This window comes from Planotetraspora sp. A-T 1434, assembly GCF_025420585.1.
Taxonomy (GTDB): Bacteria; Actinomycetota; Actinomycetes; order Streptosporangiales; family Streptosporangiaceae; genus JAOEGB01.
On record NZ_JAOEGB010000011.1, the window covers coordinates 221,062 to 241,492 of the forward strand.

A 20,431-nucleotide genomic window follows, 5' to 3' on the forward strand; every position below is an offset into this window, starting at 1 on the left:
CGACTCAGGTGGAGGACGGGCGGCGGTAGGTGCCGTGCCAGTGGGCGGCGGCCAGTTCGTTCGCGATGCGGGTGTCCTCTTCGAGGTCGTCTTCGGTGTCGATGACGTGGCGGGCGATGACCTGCTCGCCGCCCCACGCCATGACCTGGGCCGCGCGCTCGGGGTCGAAGTCGGGGGACGTGCGGCCGGCCCGCTGCTCCCGGGCCAGCCGTCCGGCGATGCGGTCGATGAACCGCTGCTGGCCGGCCTGCAGCGCGTCGCGGACCGTGCGGTCGTAGCCGGCCACTTCGAGGACCGCGGCGTAGGTGGCGGGGCGCCGCCGGTAGTGGCGGATGATCTGCAGGTATGCCTCTGCCAGCCCTTCCAGGCCGTCCGCGATTCCGTCGGCCCTCCACTCGACCCCGACCTGGAAGATTCCGGACTTCAGGGAGGCGGCCAGCCGCAGGATCAGCTCGGTCTTGTCGCGGAAGTACAGGTAGAAGGTGGAGCGCGAGAGGCCAGCCTCCGCGGCGATGCGCTCGACGCTGAGCTCGGTGAAGCTCGCCCCCTCGGCCAGCAGCCGCTCGACGACGTCGAGCGTGCGCGCCTCGGCCGCGGCGCGGCGGCCCGCGGCGGCGGTGGAGGGCCTGCGGGTGGTAGATGCCATGGTCGTCCGATGCTCGAGGCGAGTATGCACTTTTCCCTGGTCATGTGCCGTTCATGACTTTAATGTAGGCTGCGCTGGACATAGTGTCCAACTCTTTGTCCAACGCCCCGTCCAGTTGAGGAAAGGGGCCTCTTCCTGGGCGATGACCTGCGAGAAAGGTGTGGCAATGCCACCTCGTACCTACGTGATGATCCCCGGCGCCTGGCACGGCGGGTGGTCCTGGCGGCCGGTGGCCGAGCGGCTGCGCGCCGCCGGGCACCGGGCGGTCACCCTGACGCTGCCCGGCCTGGGCGACGGCGACGACCCGACGGGCCTGCGCCTCCGGGACGCGGTCGACCACATCGTGAACGAGGTGGAGCGGCTCGGCCTGACGGACGTGGTCCTGGTCGGGCACAGCTGGGGCGGCTACCCGATGACCGGGGCCGCGCACCGTCTCGCCGGCCGGGTCACCGGGCTCGTCTACTACAACGCGTTCGTCCCCCGGCCGGGCGTCTCCCTGCTGGGCGAGAACCCTCCCGAGAACGTGCAGTTGCTCCAGTCCGTGATCGACTCCTCCCCCACGCGTTCCATCCCCGCGGGCCTCGAGTTCGTCCAGCAGCTGTTCATGCCCGGCGCGGACGAGGACGCCCAGCGTCTGCTGGCCGAGTTGCTGACGCCACAGCCCGGGGCCTACTTCGCGGACGCGCTGGACATTCCCGAAGTGACCACGCTCGGCATCCCCGCCCGATACGTCCTGTCCGAGGACGACCGGGCGATGCCCCGGTCCGGCCACGAGTTCGCCGCCCGGCTCGGGCTCGAGCCGCTGATGGTGCCCGGCACGCACGAGAGCATGCTCACCCACCCGGACGAGGTGGCGAAGGCGATCCTCGGCGACTAGGCGACCAGGACGAGGCACCGCCGTTCCCGGGATCCCGGCAGAGCCGGCGCGGTACGGGATCCGGTCCCGGCCGGACGCGGTCAGCGCGGCGGGCGGGTTCCGGAGGCGGAAGCGGTTCAGAGCGGCGGCGGGGGTTGCGGCCGGCGGGGTCAGGCGGGTTCGCGTTCGCGGAGGCGTTGGCTGACGACCTGGGTGACGCCGTCGCCGCGCATGGACACGCCGTACAGCGCGTCGGCGATCTCCATCGTGCGCTTCTGGTGGGTGATGACGATGAGCTGGGAGCTCTGCCGCAACTCCTCGAAGAGGGTGAGCAGCCGCTGGGTGTTGGTGTCGTCGAGGGCGGCCTCGACCTCGTCCATCACGTAGAACGGCGACGGGCGGGCCTTGAAGATGGAGATGAGGAACGCCACCGCCGTCAGCGACCGCTCGCCGCCGGACAGCAGGGACAGCCGCTTGACCTTCTTGCCGGGCGGCCGGGCCTCGACCTCGACGCCGGTCGTCAGCATGTCGGCCGGGTCGGTCAGCAGGAGACGGCCCTCGCCGCCGGGGAAGACCCGCTCGAAGATCTGCGAGAACTCGCGGGCCACGTCCTCGTAGGCGGAGGCGAACACCTGCTCGACCCGGTCGTCGACCTCCTTGACGACGAGCAGCAGGTCCCTCCGGGTCTGTGAGACAGCAGAGCTCCACGACCTGTCGGAGCGATCATTGCGTCGGCTCAGCAACCGGCTCTTCGGCTACGGCCCCAAGACGCTCATGCGGATTCACCGTTTCCAGCATGCACTCCACTTGGCGCGGGCAGGCCTGCCGTTGAGTGATGCCGCGGCGACAGCCGGCTATGCCGACCAAGCCCACTTCAACAGGGAGAGTAAACGGCTCACCGGCCAGACACCCGCCACGCTCACACGCGTCGCTTAGCTTTTTCAACAGGATGACGCCCTCTCAAACGCTCGCCCGTTCTCGCTTCGGGTTCGTTCCCCTCGGCTGGCCGTTTCGTCCAAGCCTGACGTAGCCGCCGGATGACAGCGTTCTCGTATGAGCATCAACCTGGGTCGCGCGAGAGCGTTCATGGCCTCGCACGCGCGAGTTCTCGATCGGCAGCGCTTCGAGGCCATCACCACCGACAGCGACGCTGCTCGTCAGGCCATCATCCACGGACTCGACGCCTACCGAAACCCCGACGGCGGCTACGGGTGGGGACTCGAACCGGACCTTCGTTCACCGGAGAGCCAGCTGGGAGGCGCCCAGCACGCGCTAGAGGCGCTCGCTGACGCCGGCCCTGCGACCTCGCCGCACTGCAGCCCTCCTCGACTGGCTGGGCTCCGTGACTCTGCCCGATGGCGGGCTGCCGTTCGCGCTCCCGGTCAGCGACCCCGTGGCGTGCGCCCCGTTCTGGGTGCAGGCGGACCCCTCGGAGTCATCGCTGCAAATCACGGCCGCGGTGGCGACGCAGGCGTATCGCGCCGCGCGTTGGGATGAAGCCGTACGAGACCATCCATGGCTGGCGACGGCGACGCGGTACTGCTTCGAAGCGATCCGTGAGATCGACGAAGCGCCCTTCGCGTAACGTGCTGTCCTTCGCGCTCCAGTTCCTCGACATCGCAGCCGACACCCACCCGGACCGCACCATACGGTGTGTCAGCGAGAAGTTGTCACTGTGGAGACTCGGCGGACACCGGCCCCGTGTGAAGGAGTGTGAACGCCTGGACGGCCAGCCAGCGCTGCGCCTCGTCCCAGGTCCAGCCGCAGTCCTTGACCAGCGTACGCCAGGCCCCGAAGCCCAGGCAGAACCAGAGGATGTCGCCGGCACGATCGGCGTCCAGCCCCTCAGCGAGCCCGCCGATCTTCCCGAGGTGCACCGCCGCCTGACGCAACGCCTCCCGGTACAGGGTGGTGCCCTCCCGCCACAGCGCCTCCGCGTCGTCCTGCACCGACATCGCGGCATAGAGCATCTCGGTGGCGTCCTGATGAGTCTCGTTGCCGGCGCGGATGCCGTACACGAGGATTCGCACCGCCTCGCGAGGGTCATCGCTTTCCCGCACCGCGGCCAGGGTCTCCTCCGCGCCGGAATCGGTCACAGCCGTCATGAGGAGTTCTTTGAAGATCGCCACCTTGCTGCCGGCGCTGGCGTACACGGTCTTCGTCGCAACCCCCGCCCGCCGCGCGATGTCGGTCACGGTCACGCGGGCGTACCCCTCAGACGTGAACAGTTCCCGCGCGGCCCGCAGGATGTCGCCGCGCGTCGTGGCGGCGTCCTGCTCTCTACGGGGGGAGCGGTACGGGCGACGCGTCGGCATGCGGAAAGCTTATCGAGTAACGGGTATCCTCTATCTGCATCCGTTGCATACTGTCTAACCTCGATTGCGGGATCCCATGGCGCAGAACATGAACGGCCTGTCGGAAGGCCTCCAGATGTACGACGAGTTGCTGGCGGTACACACGATCATCCGTCGGGGTGCGGTCCTCACCGCTGCGGCGATGCGGCGACTGGCGGCCGGCGAAGGAGTCGACGTGAAGGCGCTCGTGCGGGCCACGCGGTGGCAGGTGGAGTTCGTCCATCACCACCACGCGAGCGAGGACGAGCTGTTCTGGCCCGTGCTGCGCCGCCTGTTCCCCGACGCCGTGACAGCTCTAGACGAGCTCACCGTCGAGCATGAGGCCCTCGACGCCGGACTCAAGACCCTCGGCGCCGCCGTCGACACGATCGCCGCCGGGCCGGCCCGCCGGTCGGCCCATGGGTCGGACCCTGACGCCGCTGTACGCGATGCCGCGCGGGAAGGGGCGCAAGCGGCGGCCAGGTTGGGTGAGGTGCTGCTGAAGCACCTCGACAGCGAGGAACCGGTCCTGCGGGAGCTCTTTCCGCAGGTGCCCGATGCCGAGCTCCTGCGCCTGCGGGCGGCCATCGTCGCCGGAGCCCCCCGATCCGGGCCGGATCTGGTCATGGGGTTGCTCCACGACCCGGTTCCCGCGCCCGGAGCCGAACGCCTGATGGCCAACTTCCCCGCGCCCGTCCGGTGGATCCGACCGTTGCTGCTCAAGCGCTACCGAACCCAGAAGTCCGCGCTCGGCCAGTGATACCGCCGGAACGGGCAGTGCGGACACGGCCTCGCCATGCACGGCAGCGCTGGGTCGCCGTTGGTCACGCCGTCGACGGTATCGAGACCAGCCCGCCCGAGCGGCCGGAATATATATCGGGCATATGCGGGGGTGCACGGGGGCGGTGCAACTTCCCCGTACACCAGTCGCCCCGGTGACGGGCGTGCTAGTGCCGTAGCAGCTTGGGTTTGCCCCGTTTCGTGGTGACACGCAACGCGACCAGGCCGTCGCCGCGGAGCCCAAGTCCTACTCCGCGAGCCCCGACGCCGAAGCAGTGGTCATCCGTGACGCAGGACACGACCTGGCCCCGCAACGCAACGCCGACACCACCACGGACACCATCGACCACTGGCTCGGCGGCAGACTCCGGTAACCGAACGCAAGGCATGGGCCGCCATCGCGAAGGGTGGCGGCACATACCTTCGCTCCCCTGAGTCGTCGGCTCGGTATTCGCGTCACGCCGCCGCCACCGTCCCTGGCTCCGCGTCGGCGGCAGCGGGTGGTCCGAGCTTGCCGACGCCGTCCCCGCTTGCGAGCCGCGCATCCCGCCGCGCAAGGGTCAAGATCACGTGACCAGACAGCGCTACGACCTACCACTTAAGCGCTGCACTCAGCCTCTCCGAAGGCCCACCCGTGCTGCCAGCGTGGAGCGAACCGGGCGGGGACATCAGCTGCGAGCCCCAGGGCTGTCACCAAATGTGCGGCGAGATTGCCGACCGTGATCCCGAAGAGGACGTCGTAGGGGCCCGCCGCCAGATCCCGCAGTCGGTCGGCCTCGGCGATGCCGAGACGGAGCATCCTGGCAACCGAGGACCACCGCAACAGCTGTACGAAGCGCCCGCAGTACCGCACGACCGCTTCCGACGGTTGCCCGGAGCACTCGGCAGGTGTGCGCATCCGGGCACCGAACAGGACACGAATGCGCTCGACGACCGCGAGAAACAACGCGTCCTTGGGAAGGCGCATACAGGGAACACTTCGACGTTTCCGCGCGCGCGGCGATCGGTTACACGCGCCACACTTGCGTCCCGGTAACTCGTTTACGGGACGGCCCGCCATCACGCTCCCGGCGACCGCCTTTCCGCAGTAACCACAGTCCCCCAAGCTCATCCCGAAACATCCGGTCGGAATTCCAGTTCCGGGGCGATTGTCAGACCTGTCGATGTGGATCGATGTCTGCTACCTGGTGCCGGACGTCCGTGATGGCAAATCGATGGCGAACGATCAAGAGGCCAGATCCGTGATCTTGGGATCTGGCCTCTGAGCTGGTACTTCGTGGTGGGGCTACCAGGACTTGAACCTGGGACCTCTTCCTTATCAGGCAACGGCAACACGTGTTCCAACTGGCCTTACTGAGGCTTCACCTGCGGACACCGTCCGCTACCGTCCACCACTGTCCACAGTCGTCCATCGCCGTAGTCACGCAGTTTGTCACGCACCCGATCTTCCCCCGGGAGGAAAGGGCGCCCTCGTTACATGCGCTGCTCCCACTCGTCCGCTACCTGCTCCAGAAATCGCCAGTAACTATGCGCAGCGTCTGCATATGCAAGTGCTTCCCCGGGTGTGGGGACGTGCGCCCCGTGTGCCACGTCATTGCGGAGTCGGCGGAAAGAATCAAACTGCCCGAGCGACTCCTGGGGAATCGCGTTCTCACGCACCAGGCGTCGCGCAATCTCGGCTGAGCTGAGTGGACGTCGGTCGTCCTCTTGCATTCTGAAGATCTTCGCTAGACGACGTAGCGCTACCTCGATCTTGATCCATGCATCGATGACTGCTGCAGAAGGAGCTTGCTGTGCAAGCATGACGAATCGATCTATCGCGGCACGTTCGTCAGCTTCTCCCGCTGGCTCGTTCGCTCCGAGAGCATCTCCTTCCGACCTCGGCCCAGACGTTGGAGCCTCTATCCTCTCGCTAGCTGTCGAAGAGACTTCGAGGTTCTCGGCTGCTTGTTCCAGCTGAGCCAACTCCTCGCCAAATGTGATCTTTTGGCCCAGTCCTTCATAGCTCTTGATGTTCTTGATGAGCTCCCCGAGAGGCTTCCGGAAGAGCAGTAACGCGATAAGTACCAGTACCGGCCAGGACAGGAGATGGCCAAGCATTTTCTCGGAGAAGTTAAACCAGTCCACCTAGGGATGATCTCGCAATCCCTCGTGACTCGTGGCAACTTCGCCAGCATTTTTAGCCGTCCGACACCGGATGCTCCGTGTCCTGATCTCTCGTCTGCCTTCGACCCATCGCGAAGCGACAGCGGGCCGGCGACGGAGGGGCAAGCCTGGCCTTGCGTGTACCTGTTCCCGGTGACCTTCCACGCGCGCTGGTTGCCCTGCCCGCACGGCTGGGCTTGACCTGGAGGAGTCGGGCTGCTGGGCTCTGCCTGGGTCGATGGCTGGCGAGAGATCAGGACTTCACCGCAACCACCTACGGCCCCGACCTGTGCGCGGGTCCTGCTCTCGGAGCCTGAGCGCCCCGGGGTTTGGGGCAGCGCCCCAAGGTCTTCTCCCTGCGCCTTCCCGCCTCTCTCCTCGCCCCCCTTCTTCCCTCTCCCCGCCAGCGTCGCCCTTTTGGTCCGGGTCTTCTCGGCTTGTGTCTGCTCATCGCCATGACCCGTTCACCAATGGGAGAGAACTCCCCATCGGCACAAGCCAATGCCGCCATCTACATGCCCACGCCGCTTGTCGGCGTGGTGCGCGCCGCCGACGGCGGGACCGGCCGAAGAGCCGCAGCCCGCCGGCGGGCGGGCGCGCGGTCCAACTGGTAGACCCTTGTGTCCGTGTGCCTCCTTGGAGTGCGGGCCGTGATGGCAACCGGGCTGCGCTGTGCATCCCCTCACTCGATCCCCCGCGGTGTCCCCGAAAGCAGCTCAGGAAACAGCCCCCTTCGCCGATCCTCTCCCGGCGGTCCCCCTCCCCTCTGGGGTCCGCCTCCTCTCGTGGATCGTCGAGACCGTTCCCCTCCCGAGCATCCTCCCCACCGTCGCCTCCCCCTCACGCTCCGCCGAAGGCGGCTTGAAGACGTAAGCGAAGTCGTAACAAGCTGTGTTGTCCGGCCTATAGGGACCGTGGTCCGACAAGGTGTGTCCCGTCATGGTCGCGCACGGCTGGCGCTCCATCTTGCAGTGCGTCGAGGACTCGCACGGCAAACGCTTCAGAGACCATGTTCGGCACATCCGCCGGTGGCACCCAACGGAAAGCAGTCACCTCGTCGTTGTAAGTCAGCTCGCCACCGATGGATCTGCACCGAAACACAAGTGCCACTATCCCGCGAGCCATGTTTTTGTAGACGCCAGTGAGGGTGACGGGTTCAACCGTCAGGCCGGTCTCTTCTTGGACTTCTCGCCGCAGCCCGTCAACGATCGTTTCGTCGAGTTCGAGTACGCCCCCGGGTGCCTGCCACTGCCCGTTATCTGCGCGCTGTGTGAGCAACACTCGGCCCTGATCATCGACAACCACACCTGAAACGCTTACTGAGTGCCGTCCGTGTGATGCCGTCATTGCTACCTCCTGCGAATAGACTGATGTTAGTAGTCGTCTGGACGAGTTGAGGAGTGTGCCGTGGCTGGTCACGAGATCCTTGTCGGCCAGATTGATCCTGCAAGTGACCGCGCCGTCTTCCGACAGATCGCGGATCATCTTCGTGAAGCCATCGAGGGGGGCCGCCTAAGTCCCGGTGACAAGCTCCCCTCAGAAGCCGCTCTGATGCAGCACTACAACGTTGCCCGCATGACCGTGCGGCATGCCATGCAAGAACTTCAAGGTGAAGGACTTGCTGTTGCAGAGCATGGGCGAGGGGTGTTCGTCCGCTCTCGCCCACCCGTGAAGCGGCTGGCCTCGGATCGTTTCGCCCGCCGGCACCGGAAGGAGGGAAAGGCAGCGTTCATAGCAGAGTCCGAGGTGGTCGGCGCTAAGGCGAGCGTGGACATGATCGACGTCAGGGAAGGCTCGCCGTTGCCTGAGATCGCGGAGCGACTCAAGGTCAGGGCTGACGAAGCGGTGGTCATCAGAAGCCGTCGCTACTCTCTCGATGGTCGTCCCGTTGAGCTGGCCACTTCCTACATTCCTGCTGATCTCGCTCTAGGAACGCGGATCATGGACGCTAACCCTGGCCCTGGGGGTATCTACGCGCGACTGGAAGAGCAGGGCCGTACTCTCGATCGGTTTACTGAGGATGTCTTCACCCGAATGCCGACTCGGGAGGAGGCTCGCTTGCTGCTGCTTGCGCCCGGCGTCCCGGTATTCCGCTTGATCCGGACCGCCTATGACCTGGACGGGCGATCGGTAGAGGTGTGCGACACGATCATGTCGGGTGACGCCTACCAGTTGTCGTACGAGTTGCCCGCCCATTAACCCTTGACGCACGCAATTCACTCCTCTATACATGTAGTAGCTCCTCTATACGAGTAGCTGACTAGAGGTTAATGCCTCTGGATCCTCCCCGACAAGCAGAAGGCCCTAGCGGGGTGCCACCCGCCAGGGCCGGAGCATCGAGAGTTTGGAGCCTCCTACGATGCAGCTCAAGCGTACCTTCACGTTCACGAGGCCCTACAGCGAACGCGGCGGGGTCGATTGGGACCGCCCGGCGACCCGTGAGGACATCGCGAACTTCCTCAAGGCCCTGTCCATGCCGTGCCGGTCCTGCGGTGCGGGTGCGGACCAGGTGTGCCGCCCCGGGTGCGGGGAGGCGGCGTGAGCAAGCGCCGGATGACCTTCACTGAGCCGGTCGTCTACGTCAACCCGTCCTCGTGCTGCTACGGCTACGGCTACCTGGTCCTGTTGGACCTGGATGAGCAGCCGTATGACAAGGTCGCCTGTCGCTGCGCGGCGGGCAAGAAGTGGGCTGCCGGGGTGGGCGCGTGACTGGCGTTGACCCTGACATCTCGCGGTACTTCACCCTCGTCGGCGGATTCAAGCGGCGCTTCCGTGACCTGTCCCGCCTCGGTGGCTGCGCGCAACCATCCGGGTCCGTGGCGAACTGTCCCAAGTGGATGCCGACGGCGTGCAGCGGAAGGTCTACAGCACCCGTCGCGAGGTCGGCGGTGTCCTGCTGGTGGCGTGCGGCAACCGGCGGGCGTCGCGGTGCCCGTCCTGCTCGGAGGTCTACCGGGCCGACACCTTCCACCTGATCCGCGCTGGTCTGCTCGGCGGTGACAAGGGCGTCCCCTCCTCGGTGCGGGAGCACCCTCGGGCGCTGGTCACCTTGACGGCGCCGTCATTCGGGCCGGTCCACGCTCACCGCACCAAGGATGACGGAACCGTCCTGCCGTGCCGTCCCCGCCGGTCGGCTGAGGTCTGCCCGCACGGCAAACCCCTCACCTGCACCGAACGCCACGCCACCGGTGACAGCCTGCTCGGACAACCCTTGTGCGCGGACTGCTACGACTACACCGGTCACGCGCTGTGGAACGCGCACGCCTCGGACCTGTGGCGACGCTTCACCATCTACCTGCGGCGGGAACTGGCCTATACGGCAGGGATGACCGCCACAGCGTTCAACGCTCAGGTGCGGGTGTCGTTCGCCAAGGTCGCCGAATACCAGGTTCGCGGGGTCGTCCACTTCCACGCCGTGGTGCGCCTGGACGCCAAGACCGAGGACGCAACGGCTGTCCTGCCTCCTCCGGACTGGGCCAACGTGGAGCTGCTCGATCGTGGGGTGCGGACGGCTGCCGCAAACGCTCACGTGAAGTCCCCTGCGTGTGCGGGTGCCGGCGGCGTGCGACGGCTGGTGTTCGGTGCTCAGCTCGACATCAAACCCATCGTCGCCGGTGAGCTGACCGGCCAGACGCTGACCGAAGAGCAGGTAGCGGGCTATATCGCCAAGTACGCCACCAAGGGCGCGACCACCGAAGGGGCCGTGGACCGGCGGATCAAGGACCTGTCTGACCTGAACGCGGTCACGTTGACGGCCCATCAGCGCCGGTTGATCGAAACGTGCTGGGACCTGGGCGACCTGGACGAGCTGCGGCATCTGCGGCTCCGCGGCTGGGCTCACATGCTCGGCTTCCGGGGCCACTTCTCGACCAAATCCGCCGGTTACTCGACCACGCTGAGCAAGCTTCGCGAGGTGAGGCGTTCCTTTCGCGCCGAACAAGCCCGCGAGCACGGACACGACGACCTGACCGGCGAACCCGCCGACGACTCCACGCTGGTGATCGGCTCATGGCGCTACGCCGGACAGGGCTACGCCCATCCCGCAGACGCCTACGTTGCTCAGCTCATCCGTGACGATCGTGAGGCTAAACGCCGCTCTCGCTGGCCTCGAACCGAACCGAGACAGGAGGTAGCAGCATGACCAGGAAGGAGGCTCACCCGCTCGTGGATCGCCAGCTCTACCGCGTCCCCGATGCGGTCAAGGTGCTCGGTGTCGGTCGTAGCACGCTGTATGACCTGATCCGCCAAGGCCGGTTGCGCTCGGTCAAGCAGGGCCGTACCCGGCTCATCCCCGCCTCGGCCATCGCCGAATACGTCGCCTTGCTCGAACGGGAGGCGGCTGCGTGACCAAGCGTCGAAGCCGCGGGGACGGTGGCCTGCACTGGGATGACAAGCGCCAGCGTTGGATCGCGACGGCAAGCCTAGGGTTCGATCCGAGCGGCAAGCGGATCGTCAAGCGGGGTAGCGGCAAGACCAAGACCGAAGCCAAGGCCAAGCTCAAGCAGGTACTCCGCGACTACGAAGACGGCCTGACCATCGCGCCGGCCGACTACACCGTTGCCCAAGCGGTGAACGACTGGCTCACGTACGGTCTCGGCGGTCTCGATGATGCCACCGTCACCACCTGCACAATTCTGAGCCGTACACACATCGTCCCGGCCCTGGGTGCTCGCAAGCTTCGAGACTTGAGCGCACAGGATGTGGATAAGTGGCTGGCTGACAAGGCGAACACGCTGAGCACAAGCACCCTGCAACGGCTGCATTCCTGCCTCAACCGGGCGATCAAACGGGCCATGGCTCGTGACAAGGCTCGGCGCAACGTCGTGGAGCTATGCAGGGTGCCGCAGGGGCAGCAGGGCCGTCCGTCCAAGGCTCTGACCCTGGCGCAAGCCGAGGAGGTCCTCAAGGGTGCCGAGGGCAAGAGCCTGCACGCCTACATCGTGGTGTCGCTGCTGACGGGTGCTCGAACCGAGGAGCTTCGGGCGTTGACGTGGAATCACGTCGACTTGGAGGGCCTACCGGACGCGACTCCTCCTGTCCCGCCGTACGTGGCGGTCTGGCGCTCGGTGCGGGCCGGTGGGGACACCAAGACTCGGAAGTCTCGCCGTACCCTCGCGCTGCCTCAACGCTGCGTGGACGTGCTTCGGCAGCACCAAGAGGAACAACGGAAGGAGCAGGGGAAAGAGTGGACTGAAAGGGGCCTCGTGTTCGCCTCGGCTGCCGGCACGGCGCTGGATGCCGCGAACGTTCGACGTGCCTTCCGCCGCGTTCTCAAGCACACCAGCTTGGACCCTGACGAATGGGCTCCCCGGGAGCTGCGCCACAGCTTCGTCTCTCTCCTGTCCGACTCCGGAGTTCCCCTGGAGGAGATCTCTCGACTTGTCGGGCACAGCAGTACTGCCGTGACCGAACTCGTTTATCGGAAGCAGATCCGCCCCGTTCTCCAGGGTGGTGCGGTAGTCATGGATCAAATCTTCAACAGGTGATCCGCAAGGCGTAGTCACGCAGATAGACACACAAAGATCGAAAAGGCCGCTCTCCCGTCATCGGAAAGCGGCCTTTGAGCTGGGTGGGGCTACCAGGACTTGAACCTGGGACCTCTTCCTTATCAGGGAAGCGCTCTAACCGTCTGAGCTATAGCCCCGCATTGCGCGCAAGGAACGTTACCGCATCCCCTAACGGGAGGCGAATCCGTACCCGAACGAGAGAAAGCCTACCGTGTCCGGGCCCCTGGTCGCGCCCCAGGCGCCCACCCTCGGCGCTCTCCTCAGCACTCGTGCCGCGTCACGCGGGCCAATCGGTTCGTACGGCTACCGGCCGGACCCGGGCGGTAGCCGTACGAGACGCTACTCGGCCTCGCTGAAGGTGACCTCGATGCCGCCCACCAGGTCCGAGGAGATGTTGTAGATCACGGCGCCGAGGGTGGACAGGGCGGTGATGAGCACCACGTTGACCGCACCCAGCAGAGCCGTGTAGCCGAGGATGCGGACCGGGTCGAACCAGCTGCCGACGTCGATCTTTGGTCCGGTCTGGCTGCCGCCGGTGGTGAGCTGGTTGACGGCGTCGGTGATCGAGGTGAAGACGCCGAGGGCCGACAGCACGCCGTACAGCACGGCCACGGCCACGAACAGCACCACGAAGCAGACCAGCGACACGACGAAGCTGAACTTCATGGCCGACCACGGCTCGACCCGGCGCAATACCAGGTGGGCCTTCCGGGGGGCCCGGACAGCGTGCTTCTTGTCCTTGCTCCCTGCCGTCTTGAGTCCGGTCCGCTCGGCCTCGCCGAACGTGAGGCCTCGACCGAGGCCGTCGACCGGCCGGGAGACGGGCGACACGGCGCCGGCCGATCCCGCCGAGGCGGGACGGGGCGCCTCCCCTGCGGGAGGCGAGAACGGCGGAGACGACGTGGCGGGCTTGGCGACGCCCGGACCGGGGGCGCCGGCCGGACCGGGCTTGGCTCCAGGACCCGGCTTCCCGGCGGGGTCCGGCCTCCCAGCGCCCGCTCCGGCGGACCCGGCGGTAGCCGGACGGCCGGGGGCTCCCGCCGCGGCCGGACGGCCGGAGGTTCCGGCGCCGGGCGCAGCCGTACGGCCTGGCGATCCGGCGGGAGACGACGTCACGGGGGCGGGCTTGGCGAAGGGCGCGGTCGGCTCGGCGCCTGTCACCTTGCCGTCCGCGGGCTTGTCCCCGTCTTTGGACGACGACTGCTTCCAGGGCTGGTCCGCCGCCGACGTCCGGATGCGGACCGTGGCGTTGTCGGCCGCGCCCCTGTCCGAGGCGGCGCCGTCGGCCGCGGCCCCGTCGGACCCGCTCTTGTCTGAGGCGGCCTTGCCGGCAGAAGTCACGTCAGTTTCATCGGGCACCACCTCGACGACGCTACCGGCATCGTCGACCCTGGCGGTAACACCGTCCCTCATCGAGGACGACGCGGGACGCGCGCCTCCCGCCTTCTTCCTGGCGGCGCCGGTCGTCCGGGCCCTGCCGGTGTCGCTCATGCCTCGTCTCCTGCCCCGTTTTGCTCGGTCTCCAACGACTCGGGCTCCGTCAACTCGGGCTCAGCCGACGTGGGCTCAGCCAGATCCGGCTCGGCCGAACCAGGCTCCGCGGACTGGGCCACGATCGCCTCAGCCGACTCGGCCGACTCGGCGTTGCGGGCGAGGGCCACGACACTGTCCCCGTCGGCGAGGTTCATCAGGCGCACCCCCATGGTTTGACGGCCCGACTGCTTGATCTCACCGGCACTCGTCCGGATCACCCCACCGGCGGAGGTGATGGCGAAGACCTCGTCCTCGGGCCTCACCATGACGGCTCCGACCAGCTTTCCGCGGGCGCTGACGATTTTCGCGGTCAGCACCCCCTTCCCGCCCCTGCCCTGGACCGGGTACTGGTCGGCGGGGGTCCGCTTCGCATACCCGCCCTCAGTGGCGATTAACACGTCATCTCCGTCACCGACGACGTTCATCGCGAGCAGTTCGTCACCGTCGACGAACCGCATGCCGATGACGCCGCTGGTGGCGCGGCCCATCGGGCGCAGGGCGTCGTCGGACGCGGTGAAGCGGATCGACTGCGCGTTCTTGGAGACGAGCAGCAGATCGTCGTCCTCGGAGACGAGACGTGCGGCGATCACCTCGTCATCTTCGCGCAGATTGATGGCGATGAGACCCCCAGATCGGGGTGAATCGTATTCGGAGAGCCGTGTCTTCTTGACGAGACCGCTCCGCGTCGCCAGCACGAGGTACGGCGCGACGTCGTAGTCCCGCAGGTCGAGGATCTCCATGACGTGCTCGTCGGGCTGCATGGCGAGCAGGTTCGCCAGGTGCTGGCCGCGGGCGTCGCGGCCGGAGTCCGGCAGCTCGTACGCCTTGACCCGGTAGACGCGGCCCTTGTTGGTGAAGGCCAGCAGCCAGTGGTGGGTCGTCGTGACGAAGAAGTGCTCGACGATGTCGTCCTGGCGGAGCTGGGCGCCGCGGACTCCCTTGCCGCCACGCTTCTGGGCCCGGTAGAGGTCCATGTTGGTGCGCTTGGCGTAGCCGCCGCGGGTGATCGTGACGACCATGTCCTCTTCGGCGATCAGGTCCTCGATGGACATGTCGCCTTCGTAGGCGATGATCTCGGTCTTCCGCTCGTCGCCGAACTTGGTGATGATCTCGGTCAGCTCGTCGGAGACGATCTGCCGCTGCCGGACCTCGGAGCCGAGGATGTCGTGGTAGTCGGCGATCTGCGTCATCAGGCCGTCGTACTCGTCCTGGATCTGCTGCCGCTCCAGGGCCGCCAGCTTGCGCAGCTGCATGTCGAGGATGGCCTGCGCCTGGACCTGGTCGATCTCCAGCAGCGCCATCAGGCCGCCCTGGGCCTCGGCCGCCGACGGCGACCGCCGGATGAGCGCGATGACCTCGTCCATCCGGTCGAGCGCCTTGAGCAGGCCCCGCAGGATGTGGGCCCGCTCCTCGGCCTTCCGCAGCAGGAACCGGGTCCGCCGGACGACGACCTCGATCTGGTGCTCGATGTAGGACTTGACGAACTGGTCGAGCCGCAGGGTGCGCGGCACGCCGTCCACCAGGGCGATCATGTTCGCCCCGAAGGTGGTCTGCAGCTGGGTGTGCTTGTAGAGGTTGTTCAGCACGACCTTGGCGACCGCGTCGCGCTTCAGCACGATGACGAGCCGCTGGCCGGTGCGCGAGGAGGTCTCGTCGCGGACGTCGGCGATACCGGTGACCTTGCCGTCCTTGACCAGCTCGGCGATGGTGAGGGCGAGGTTGTCCGGGTTCACCTGGTACGGCAGCGCCGTCACGACCAGGCACTGCCTGCCCTTGGGGTCCTCCTCCACCTCGACGATGGCCCGCATGGTGATCGAGCCGCGACCGGTGCGGTAGGCGTCGTCGATGCCGCGACGGCCGACGATCAGGGCGCCGGTCGGGAAGTCGGGGCCCTTGACCCGGGCGATGAGCGCCTCGAGCAGCTCCTCGTCACTGGCCTCGTGGTTCTCCAGCGCCCACTTGACGGCCTCGCCGACCTCGCGGAGGTTGTGCGGCGGAATGTTCGTCGCCATGCCCACCGCGATGCCGGCGGACCCGTTGACCAGCAGGTTCGGGAACCGCGACGGGAGAACGACCGGCTCCTGCGAACGCCCGTCGTAGTTGGGCTGGAAGTCGACGGTCTCCTTGTCGATGTCCCGGAGCATCTCCATGGCGATCTGCGCCAGGCGGCACTCGGTGTACCGCATCGCCGCGGCCGGGTCGTTGCCCGGGGAGCCGAAGTTGCCCTGCCCGTCGACCAGGGGATAGCGCAGCGACCACGGCTGCGCGAGCCGTACGACCGTGTCGTAGATCGACGTGTCGCCGTGGGGGTGGTAGGACCCCATGACGTCGCCGACGACGCGCGAGCACTTGAAGTAGCCGCGGTCGGGGCGGTAGCCGCCGTCGAACATGGCGTACAGCACGCGGCGGTGCACGGGCTTGAGGCCGTCACGCACATCCGGCAGCGCACGGGACACGATGACGGACATCGCGTAGTCCATGTAACTGCGCTGCATCTCGGACTGGATGTCGACCGGTTCGACGCGGTCGGCAGGCGGCCCAGGCGGAGTGTTCACTTCCGTCACGGAAAAGTCCTTCTGCTTGGACGTGCTCAGACGTCGAGGAATCGGACGTCACGGGCGTTGCGGATGATGAAGTTCCTGCGGGCCTCGACGTCCTCGCCCATGAGGACGCTGAACAGCTCGTCGGCCTGGGCGGCGTCGTCGAGGGTGACCTGCAGGAGCACCCGGGTGTCCGGGTTCATCGTGGTCTCCCACAGCTGGCTGGCGTTCATCTCGCCGAGACCCTTGAAGCGCTGCACGCCGTCGTGGGCCCGGGGGTCGCGTCTGCCGCGGCCGATGCCGTCCTCGATGATCGCGTCACGCTCCCGGTCGGAGTACGCGTAGGAAGCGTCCTCGCCCTTCCGGTCCCACTTGATCTTGTAGAGGGGTGGCTGTGACAGGTAGACGTGGCCGGCCTCGATGAGCGGCCGCATGAAACGGAACAGCAGCGTCAGCAGCAGCGTGGTGATGTGCTGCCCGTCTACGTCGGCGTCGGCCATCAGGATCAGCTTGTGGTAGCGCAGCTTCGCGATGTCGAACTCGTCGTGCACGCCGGTGCCGAGAGCCGTGATCAGCGCCTGGACCTCGTTGTTCTTGAGGACCTTGTCGATCCGCGCCTTCTCGACGTTCAGGATCTTGCCGCGGAGGGGCAGGATGGCCTGGAACTTGGGATCCCGGCCGCCCTTGGCGGAGCCGCCGGCGGAGTCGCCCTCGACGATGTACAGCTCGCACTTCTCGGGCTCGGACCACTGGCAGTCGGCCAGCTTGCCCGGCAGCCCGCTGCCGCTCTCCAGCAGCGACTTGCGCCGGGTCAGGTCGCGGGCCTGGCGGGCCGCGATGCGGGCGCGGGAGGCCTGGAGCGACTTGTTGATGATGTCCTTGGCCTCACCGGGGTTGCGCTCGAACCAGTCACGCAGGTGGTCGTTGCACGCCTTCTGGACGAACGACTTGGCCTCGGTGTTGCCCAGCTTGGTCTTGGTCTGACCCTCGAACTGCGGGTCGGCCAGCTTCACCGAGATGATCGCGGTGAGGCCCTCGCGGATGTCGTCGCCGGTGAGGTTGTCGTCCTTGCCCTCCTTGAGGAACTTCTGCTCGCGCGCGTAGCGGTTGACGATGGTCGTCAGCGCCGCGCGGAAGCCCTCCTCGTGGGTGCCGCCCTCGGCCGTGTTGATCGTGTTGGCGAACGTGTAGATCGACTCGCTGTAGGAGGCGTTCCACTGCATCGCGATCTCGACCGAGATGCCGTCGCCGTGCTCCTCGAAGTCGATCACGGAGCTGTGGATCGGCTCCTTCTTTGAGTTGAGGTGAGTGACGAAGTCGGACAGGCCGCCCTCGTAGAGGTACCTGACGACGACAGGCTCGCCGTTGACGTGATCGGGCCGCTCGTCGCGGATGATCATCGTCAGGCCCTTGTTGAGGAAGGCCATCTCCTGGAACCGGCGCGAGAGCGTCTCGAAGTTCCAGGTCGTCGTCTCGAAGATGGTGTCGTCGGCCCAGAAGGTGGTCGAGGTGCCGGTGCTCTCAGTGGGCTCGCCTCTGACCAGCGGGCCGGTCGGCTTGGAGTGGTCGTAGGTCTGCCGCCAGTGGTAGCCGTCCCGGCGGATCTCGACCTCGAGCTTCGTGGACAGCGCGTTCACGACCGCGGCGCCCACGCCGTGCAGGCCGCCGGAGACGGCGTACGACTTGCTGTCGAACTTTCCACCGGCGTGCAGCGTGGTGAGCACCAGCTCGACCGCGGGCCGCTTTTCCACAGGGTGTTCACCGACGGGGATGCCACGACCGTTGTCCACTACCCTGACGCCGTTGTCGGCGAGGAGCGTGACCTCGATCGTGTCGCAATACCCGGCCAGTGCCTCGTCGACCGAGTTGTCCACAATCTCGTAGACCAGGTGGTGGAGACCGCGCTCGCCCGTCGAGCCGATGTACATTCCCGGGCGCTTGCGGACCGCTTCCAGTCCTTCGAGAACGGTGATAGAGCTAGCGTCGTAGGACAAGTGCGAAATCCTCCTGCCGCGGACACGCGGCGGGGGCCCTCTGCCAATACGCTGCCCCAGCCGTGCCCGTCACCGTCGTGAGTGCCCCGATGCGCACCCAGGGGAATCGGCCCTCCGGGCCGGGGGGTAGCGCAAACCGGACGTGTCCTTGAGTCCGCTTTCATTCTACCGGCCTGGAGGACCTCAGGGGGCATTGACGGGGGCTGTGATGCCCTGTCGCGTGACGATCATGGTTTTGAACCTCCCCCACTTGGGGTGGGTGTCATGGCCTCAGGCGCGATTTTGGACGGTTCAGGCCCCTCACGCCGCCCTGGCGTCCCCCAGCGCTGTACGGCTCTCGCCCCGCCACCGATCTCGCGGTCAGCCGTAGGTGTCCCGGGGACCCTGACTTCCATGGACCCGGAGACCGCCTCCCGGCCGGGGCCCGGTGTTGGGCCCGTGCACCTTCACGCGGGTGACCGTGCCGTCGCCGAGCTCCTCGTTCAGCCGTCTGACCAGCGTAGATGCCAGGAGCCGCACCTGGGTGGCCCAGGCCGTCGAGTCGGCCGCCACGACGACCTCCCCCTCCTCGAAGCTCTCCGGCGTGGTGTGCTCGGCCAGCTCCGGGCCGACGATCTCGCGCCAGCGGCCGAAGACGCCGCCGATGGCTACCGGCTGCTCCCACCCTCGGTCCTCCAGCAGGTCGCGAATCGCCCGGCCGAAGGGCAGCGGATCGCCCGAGTCCCTTTTCGGCCCGCCTCCGCGCCGTCGAGGCTCGGTCCGGGGGAGCTGGCCCCGCCTGGCCGCGTCGGCCTTGGCCTGGGCGAGCTTCTCCCGCGCCAGGGCCGCGCCCCTCGCGGCCGCGCCCAGTGGAGACTGTCCACCGCCTGTGGATTCATCGGACACGCGTCACGCTCCCTGCGGTCACGTCGAAGCGGGCGCCGGCGAGCTCGGGAGGCACGTCGTCAGGCACGGCGGCCGTGATGAGGACCTGCTCGGCCGGAGCGACGATCTCGGTCAGCCGCCTGCGCCGGTGATTGTCCAGCTCGGCGAACACGTCGTCCAGGATGAGCACCGGGTCGCCGCCGTCCGCCCGGAGCAGGTCGTAGGCCGCGAGCCGGAGCGCCAGCGCGAACGACCACGACTCGCCGTGGCTGGCGTAGCCGCGGGCCGGCAGCTCCCCCAGGCTCAGCAGCAGGTCGTCGCGGTGCGGGCCGACCAGCGTGACGCCCCGGTCGAGCTCCGCCTGCCGCACCTGGGCGAGGCCGGCGCGCAGGCGTTCCGCCAGGACTTCCCGGTTTGTCCCCAGGGTGGGGATATCTGTGGATAACTTCTCGCCGGTATCCGCCTCCTCGGCGGAGCTTCGATAGTCCAGATCGGCCGGCGCGGAGGTCGGGGCGAGGGTCGCGTACGCCTTGGCCGCCAGCGGCCGCAGCGCCTCGACCAGGTCGAGCCGGGCCGCCAGGAGCTCGGCCCCGTGCCTCACGAGATGGGTGTCCCAGATCTCCAGCGTGCTCTGGACGTCCCCGGCTCCCGCCGAGGCGAACGCCGCCTCGTCGTCCTGCCTGCGGGGACTTCGCCTCCGCCCGGCCTTCGCCGCGGCAGCCGTACGCAACAGGGCGTTGCGCTGCTTCAGCACCCGGTCATAGTCGGCCCGGACGGCGGCGAACCGCGGGGCGCGGACCACGAGCAGGTCATCGAGGAAGCGGCGACGCTCCGACGGGTCGCCCTTGACCAGGGCGAGGTCCTCCGGGGCGAACAGCACCGTCCGCAGCAGGCCCAGGGCGTCGCGCGGCCTGGGGACGGGGGAGCGGTTGATCCGGGCGCGGTTGGCGCGGCCCGGGTTGATCTCCAGTTCGATGAGCGCGCGGCGGTCGTCCTTCACCACCACGGACCGGATGATCGCCCGCTGCGCGCCGTGCCGTACGAGCGGGGCGTCCGTGGCGACGCGGTGACTGGAGTGCGTCGCCAGGTAGCCCAGCGCCTCGACGAGATTGGTCTTCCCCTGCCCGTTGGGCCCGACGAAGGCCGTCGCGCCGGGCTCGAGGTCGAGCTCCACCGCGGGATACGACCGGAAGTCGGTGAGCGACAGGCTGGCCACATGCACGCCGCAAGGCT

The 20,431-nt window shown here is 67.4% G+C and carries 20 protein-coding genes, 1 tRNA gene and 1 pseudogene; 10 read left to right on the forward strand and 12 right to left on the reverse strand.

Translation table 11 applies throughout. The annotated features are described in order from the left end of the window. Positions 1–4 precede the first annotated feature (4 nt). Positions 5–646 carry a TetR/AcrR family transcriptional regulator gene (locus N5079_RS16770; RefSeq protein WP_261584758.1) on the reverse strand — a complete coding sequence of 214 codons (642 nt, stop codon included), beginning with the start codon at positions 644–646 and terminating at the stop codon, positions 5–7. 166 nt (positions 647–812) lie between these two features. On the opposite strand from N5079_RS16770, the gene N5079_RS16775 reads away from it, so the two are divergent. Beyond that, entirely contained in the window at positions 813–1,523 is a 711-nt protein-coding gene (locus N5079_RS16775; protein ID WP_261584759.1) for an alpha/beta fold hydrolase, read from the forward strand. A gap of 149 nt (positions 1,524–1,672) precedes the next feature. Here N5079_RS16775 and N5079_RS16780 read toward each other — a convergent pair. Continuing rightward, positions 1,673–2,197, reverse strand: a pseudogene (locus tag N5079_RS16780) (AAA family ATPase); the annotation flags it as partial. A 31-nt stretch (positions 2,198–2,228) separates the two neighbouring features. On the opposite strand from N5079_RS16780, the gene N5079_RS16785 reads away from it, so the two are divergent. Together N5079_RS16785 and N5079_RS16790 are read left to right on the forward strand one after the other, a co-directional pair. After that, positions 2,229–2,438, forward strand: coding sequence for a helix-turn-helix domain-containing protein (locus tag N5079_RS16785; RefSeq protein WP_261584760.1), 210 nt, complete (start codon positions 2,229–2,231; stop codon positions 2,436–2,438). 406 nt (positions 2,439–2,844) lie between these two features. Further along, positions 2,845–3,087, forward strand: a complete 243-nt coding sequence (locus N5079_RS16790; protein WP_261584761.1) for a hypothetical protein — start codon at positions 2,845–2,847, stop codon at positions 3,085–3,087. Between the two features lie 85 nt (positions 3,088–3,172). Here N5079_RS16790 and N5079_RS16795 read toward each other — a convergent pair whose 3' ends face one another. Then, the gene (locus N5079_RS16795; protein ID WP_261584762.1) at positions 3,173–3,817 is read right to left on the reverse strand and encodes a TetR/AcrR family transcriptional regulator; all 645 of its coding nucleotides are present in this window, start codon (positions 3,815–3,817) and stop codon (positions 3,173–3,175) included. A gap of 76 nt (positions 3,818–3,893) precedes the next feature. Here N5079_RS16795 and N5079_RS16800 point away from each other — a divergent pair, with 76 nt between their 5' ends. Further along, positions 3,894–4,595 carry a hemerythrin domain-containing protein gene (locus N5079_RS16800; protein WP_261584763.1) on the forward strand — a complete coding sequence of 234 codons (702 nt, stop codon included), beginning with the start codon at positions 3,894–3,896 and terminating at the stop codon, positions 4,593–4,595. 618 nt (positions 4,596–5,213) lie between these two features. Here N5079_RS16800 and N5079_RS16805 read toward each other — a convergent pair. The 3 genes from N5079_RS16805 to N5079_RS16815 all read right to left on the reverse strand — a co-directional run bounded on the left by N5079_RS16805 (position 5,214) and on the right by N5079_RS16815 (position 8,245). Beyond that, positions 5,214–5,582 (reverse strand): hypothetical protein, encoded by a 369-nt coding sequence (locus N5079_RS16805; protein ID WP_261584764.1) that lies wholly within the window; start codon positions 5,580–5,582, stop codon positions 5,214–5,216. A gap of 506 nt (positions 5,583–6,088) precedes the next feature. Further along, positions 6,089–6,742, reverse strand: a complete 654-nt coding sequence (locus tag N5079_RS16810) for a hypothetical protein (protein WP_261584765.1) — start codon at positions 6,740–6,742, stop codon at positions 6,089–6,091. A gap of 921 nt (positions 6,743–7,663) precedes the next feature. Then, positions 7,664–8,245, reverse strand: a complete 582-nt coding sequence (locus N5079_RS16815; RefSeq protein ID WP_315967850.1) for an NUDIX hydrolase — start codon at positions 8,243–8,245, stop codon at positions 7,664–7,666. Here N5079_RS16815 and N5079_RS16820 point away from each other — a divergent pair. The 6 genes from N5079_RS16820 to N5079_RS16845 all read left to right on the forward strand — a co-directional run bounded on the left by N5079_RS16820 (position 8,168) and on the right by N5079_RS16845 (position 12,246). Next, positions 8,168–8,959 (forward strand): GntR family transcriptional regulator, encoded by a 792-nt coding sequence (locus N5079_RS16820; RefSeq protein WP_261584767.1) that lies wholly within the window; start codon positions 8,168–8,170, stop codon positions 8,957–8,959. The two genes, N5079_RS16815 and N5079_RS16820, sit on opposite strands and share 78 nt — an antisense overlap. 160 nt (positions 8,960–9,119) lie before the next feature. Further along, positions 9,120–9,302, forward strand: a complete 183-nt coding sequence (locus tag N5079_RS16825) for a hypothetical protein (protein ID WP_261584768.1) — start codon at positions 9,120–9,122, stop codon at positions 9,300–9,302. Continuing rightward, positions 9,299–9,469 carry a hypothetical protein gene (locus tag N5079_RS16830; protein WP_261584772.1) on the forward strand — a complete coding sequence of 57 codons (171 nt, stop codon included), beginning with the start codon at positions 9,299–9,301 and terminating at the stop codon, positions 9,467–9,469. Before N5079_RS16825 ends, N5079_RS16830 begins: the two co-directional genes overlap by 4 nt. A gap of 124 nt (positions 9,470–9,593) precedes the next feature. After that, positions 9,594–10,901, forward strand: a complete 1,308-nt coding sequence (locus tag N5079_RS16835) for a replication initiator (protein ID WP_261584773.1) — start codon at positions 9,594–9,596, stop codon at positions 10,899–10,901. Continuing rightward, the gene (locus N5079_RS16840; RefSeq protein WP_261584774.1) at positions 10,898–11,107 is read left to right on the forward strand and encodes a helix-turn-helix domain-containing protein; all 210 of its coding nucleotides are present in this window, start codon (positions 10,898–10,900) and stop codon (positions 11,105–11,107) included. The genes N5079_RS16835 and N5079_RS16840 overlap by 4 nt, the downstream gene beginning before the upstream one ends. Continuing rightward, the gene (locus N5079_RS16845) at positions 11,104–12,246 is read left to right on the forward strand and encodes a tyrosine-type recombinase/integrase (RefSeq protein ID WP_261584775.1); all 1,143 of its coding nucleotides are present in this window, start codon (positions 11,104–11,106) and stop codon (positions 12,244–12,246) included. Before N5079_RS16840 ends, N5079_RS16845 begins: the two co-directional genes overlap by 4 nt. An 84-nt stretch (positions 12,247–12,330) precedes the next feature. Here N5079_RS16845 and N5079_RS16850 read toward each other — a convergent pair. The 6 genes from N5079_RS16850 to recF form a co-directional block, all read right to left on the reverse strand. Next, positions 12,331–12,404 (reverse strand) — tRNA-Ile (locus N5079_RS16850). Positions 12,405–12,606: 202 nt separating this feature from the next. Beyond that, positions 12,607–13,758 carry a DUF3566 domain-containing protein gene (locus tag N5079_RS16855; protein ID WP_261584776.1) on the reverse strand — a complete coding sequence of 384 codons (1,152 nt, stop codon included), beginning with the start codon at positions 13,756–13,758 and terminating at the stop codon, positions 12,607–12,609. Continuing rightward, positions 13,755–16,364, reverse strand: a complete 2,610-nt coding sequence (gene gyrA / locus N5079_RS16860) for a DNA gyrase subunit A (protein ID WP_261584777.1) — start codon at positions 16,362–16,364, stop codon at positions 13,755–13,757. Before gyrA ends, N5079_RS16855 begins: the two co-directional genes overlap by 4 nt. Before the next feature lie 26 nt (positions 16,365–16,390). Then, positions 16,391–18,334, reverse strand: coding sequence for a DNA topoisomerase (ATP-hydrolyzing) subunit B (gene gyrB, locus N5079_RS16865; RefSeq protein WP_261584778.1), 1,944 nt, complete (start codon positions 18,332–18,334; stop codon positions 16,391–16,393). Positions 18,335–18,694: 360 nt separating this feature from the next. Next, positions 18,695–19,219, reverse strand: a complete 525-nt coding sequence (locus N5079_RS16870; protein ID WP_315967851.1) for a DUF721 domain-containing protein — start codon at positions 19,217–19,219, stop codon at positions 18,695–18,697. Further along, positions 19,209–20,420: a DNA replication/repair protein RecF gene (gene recF / locus N5079_RS16875; RefSeq protein WP_261584789.1), complete on the reverse strand. Its 1,212-nt coding sequence runs from the start codon at positions 20,418–20,420 to the stop codon at positions 19,209–19,211. The genes N5079_RS16870 and recF overlap by 11 nt, the downstream gene beginning before the upstream one ends. Between the last annotated feature and the right edge of the window lie 11 nt (positions 20,421–20,431).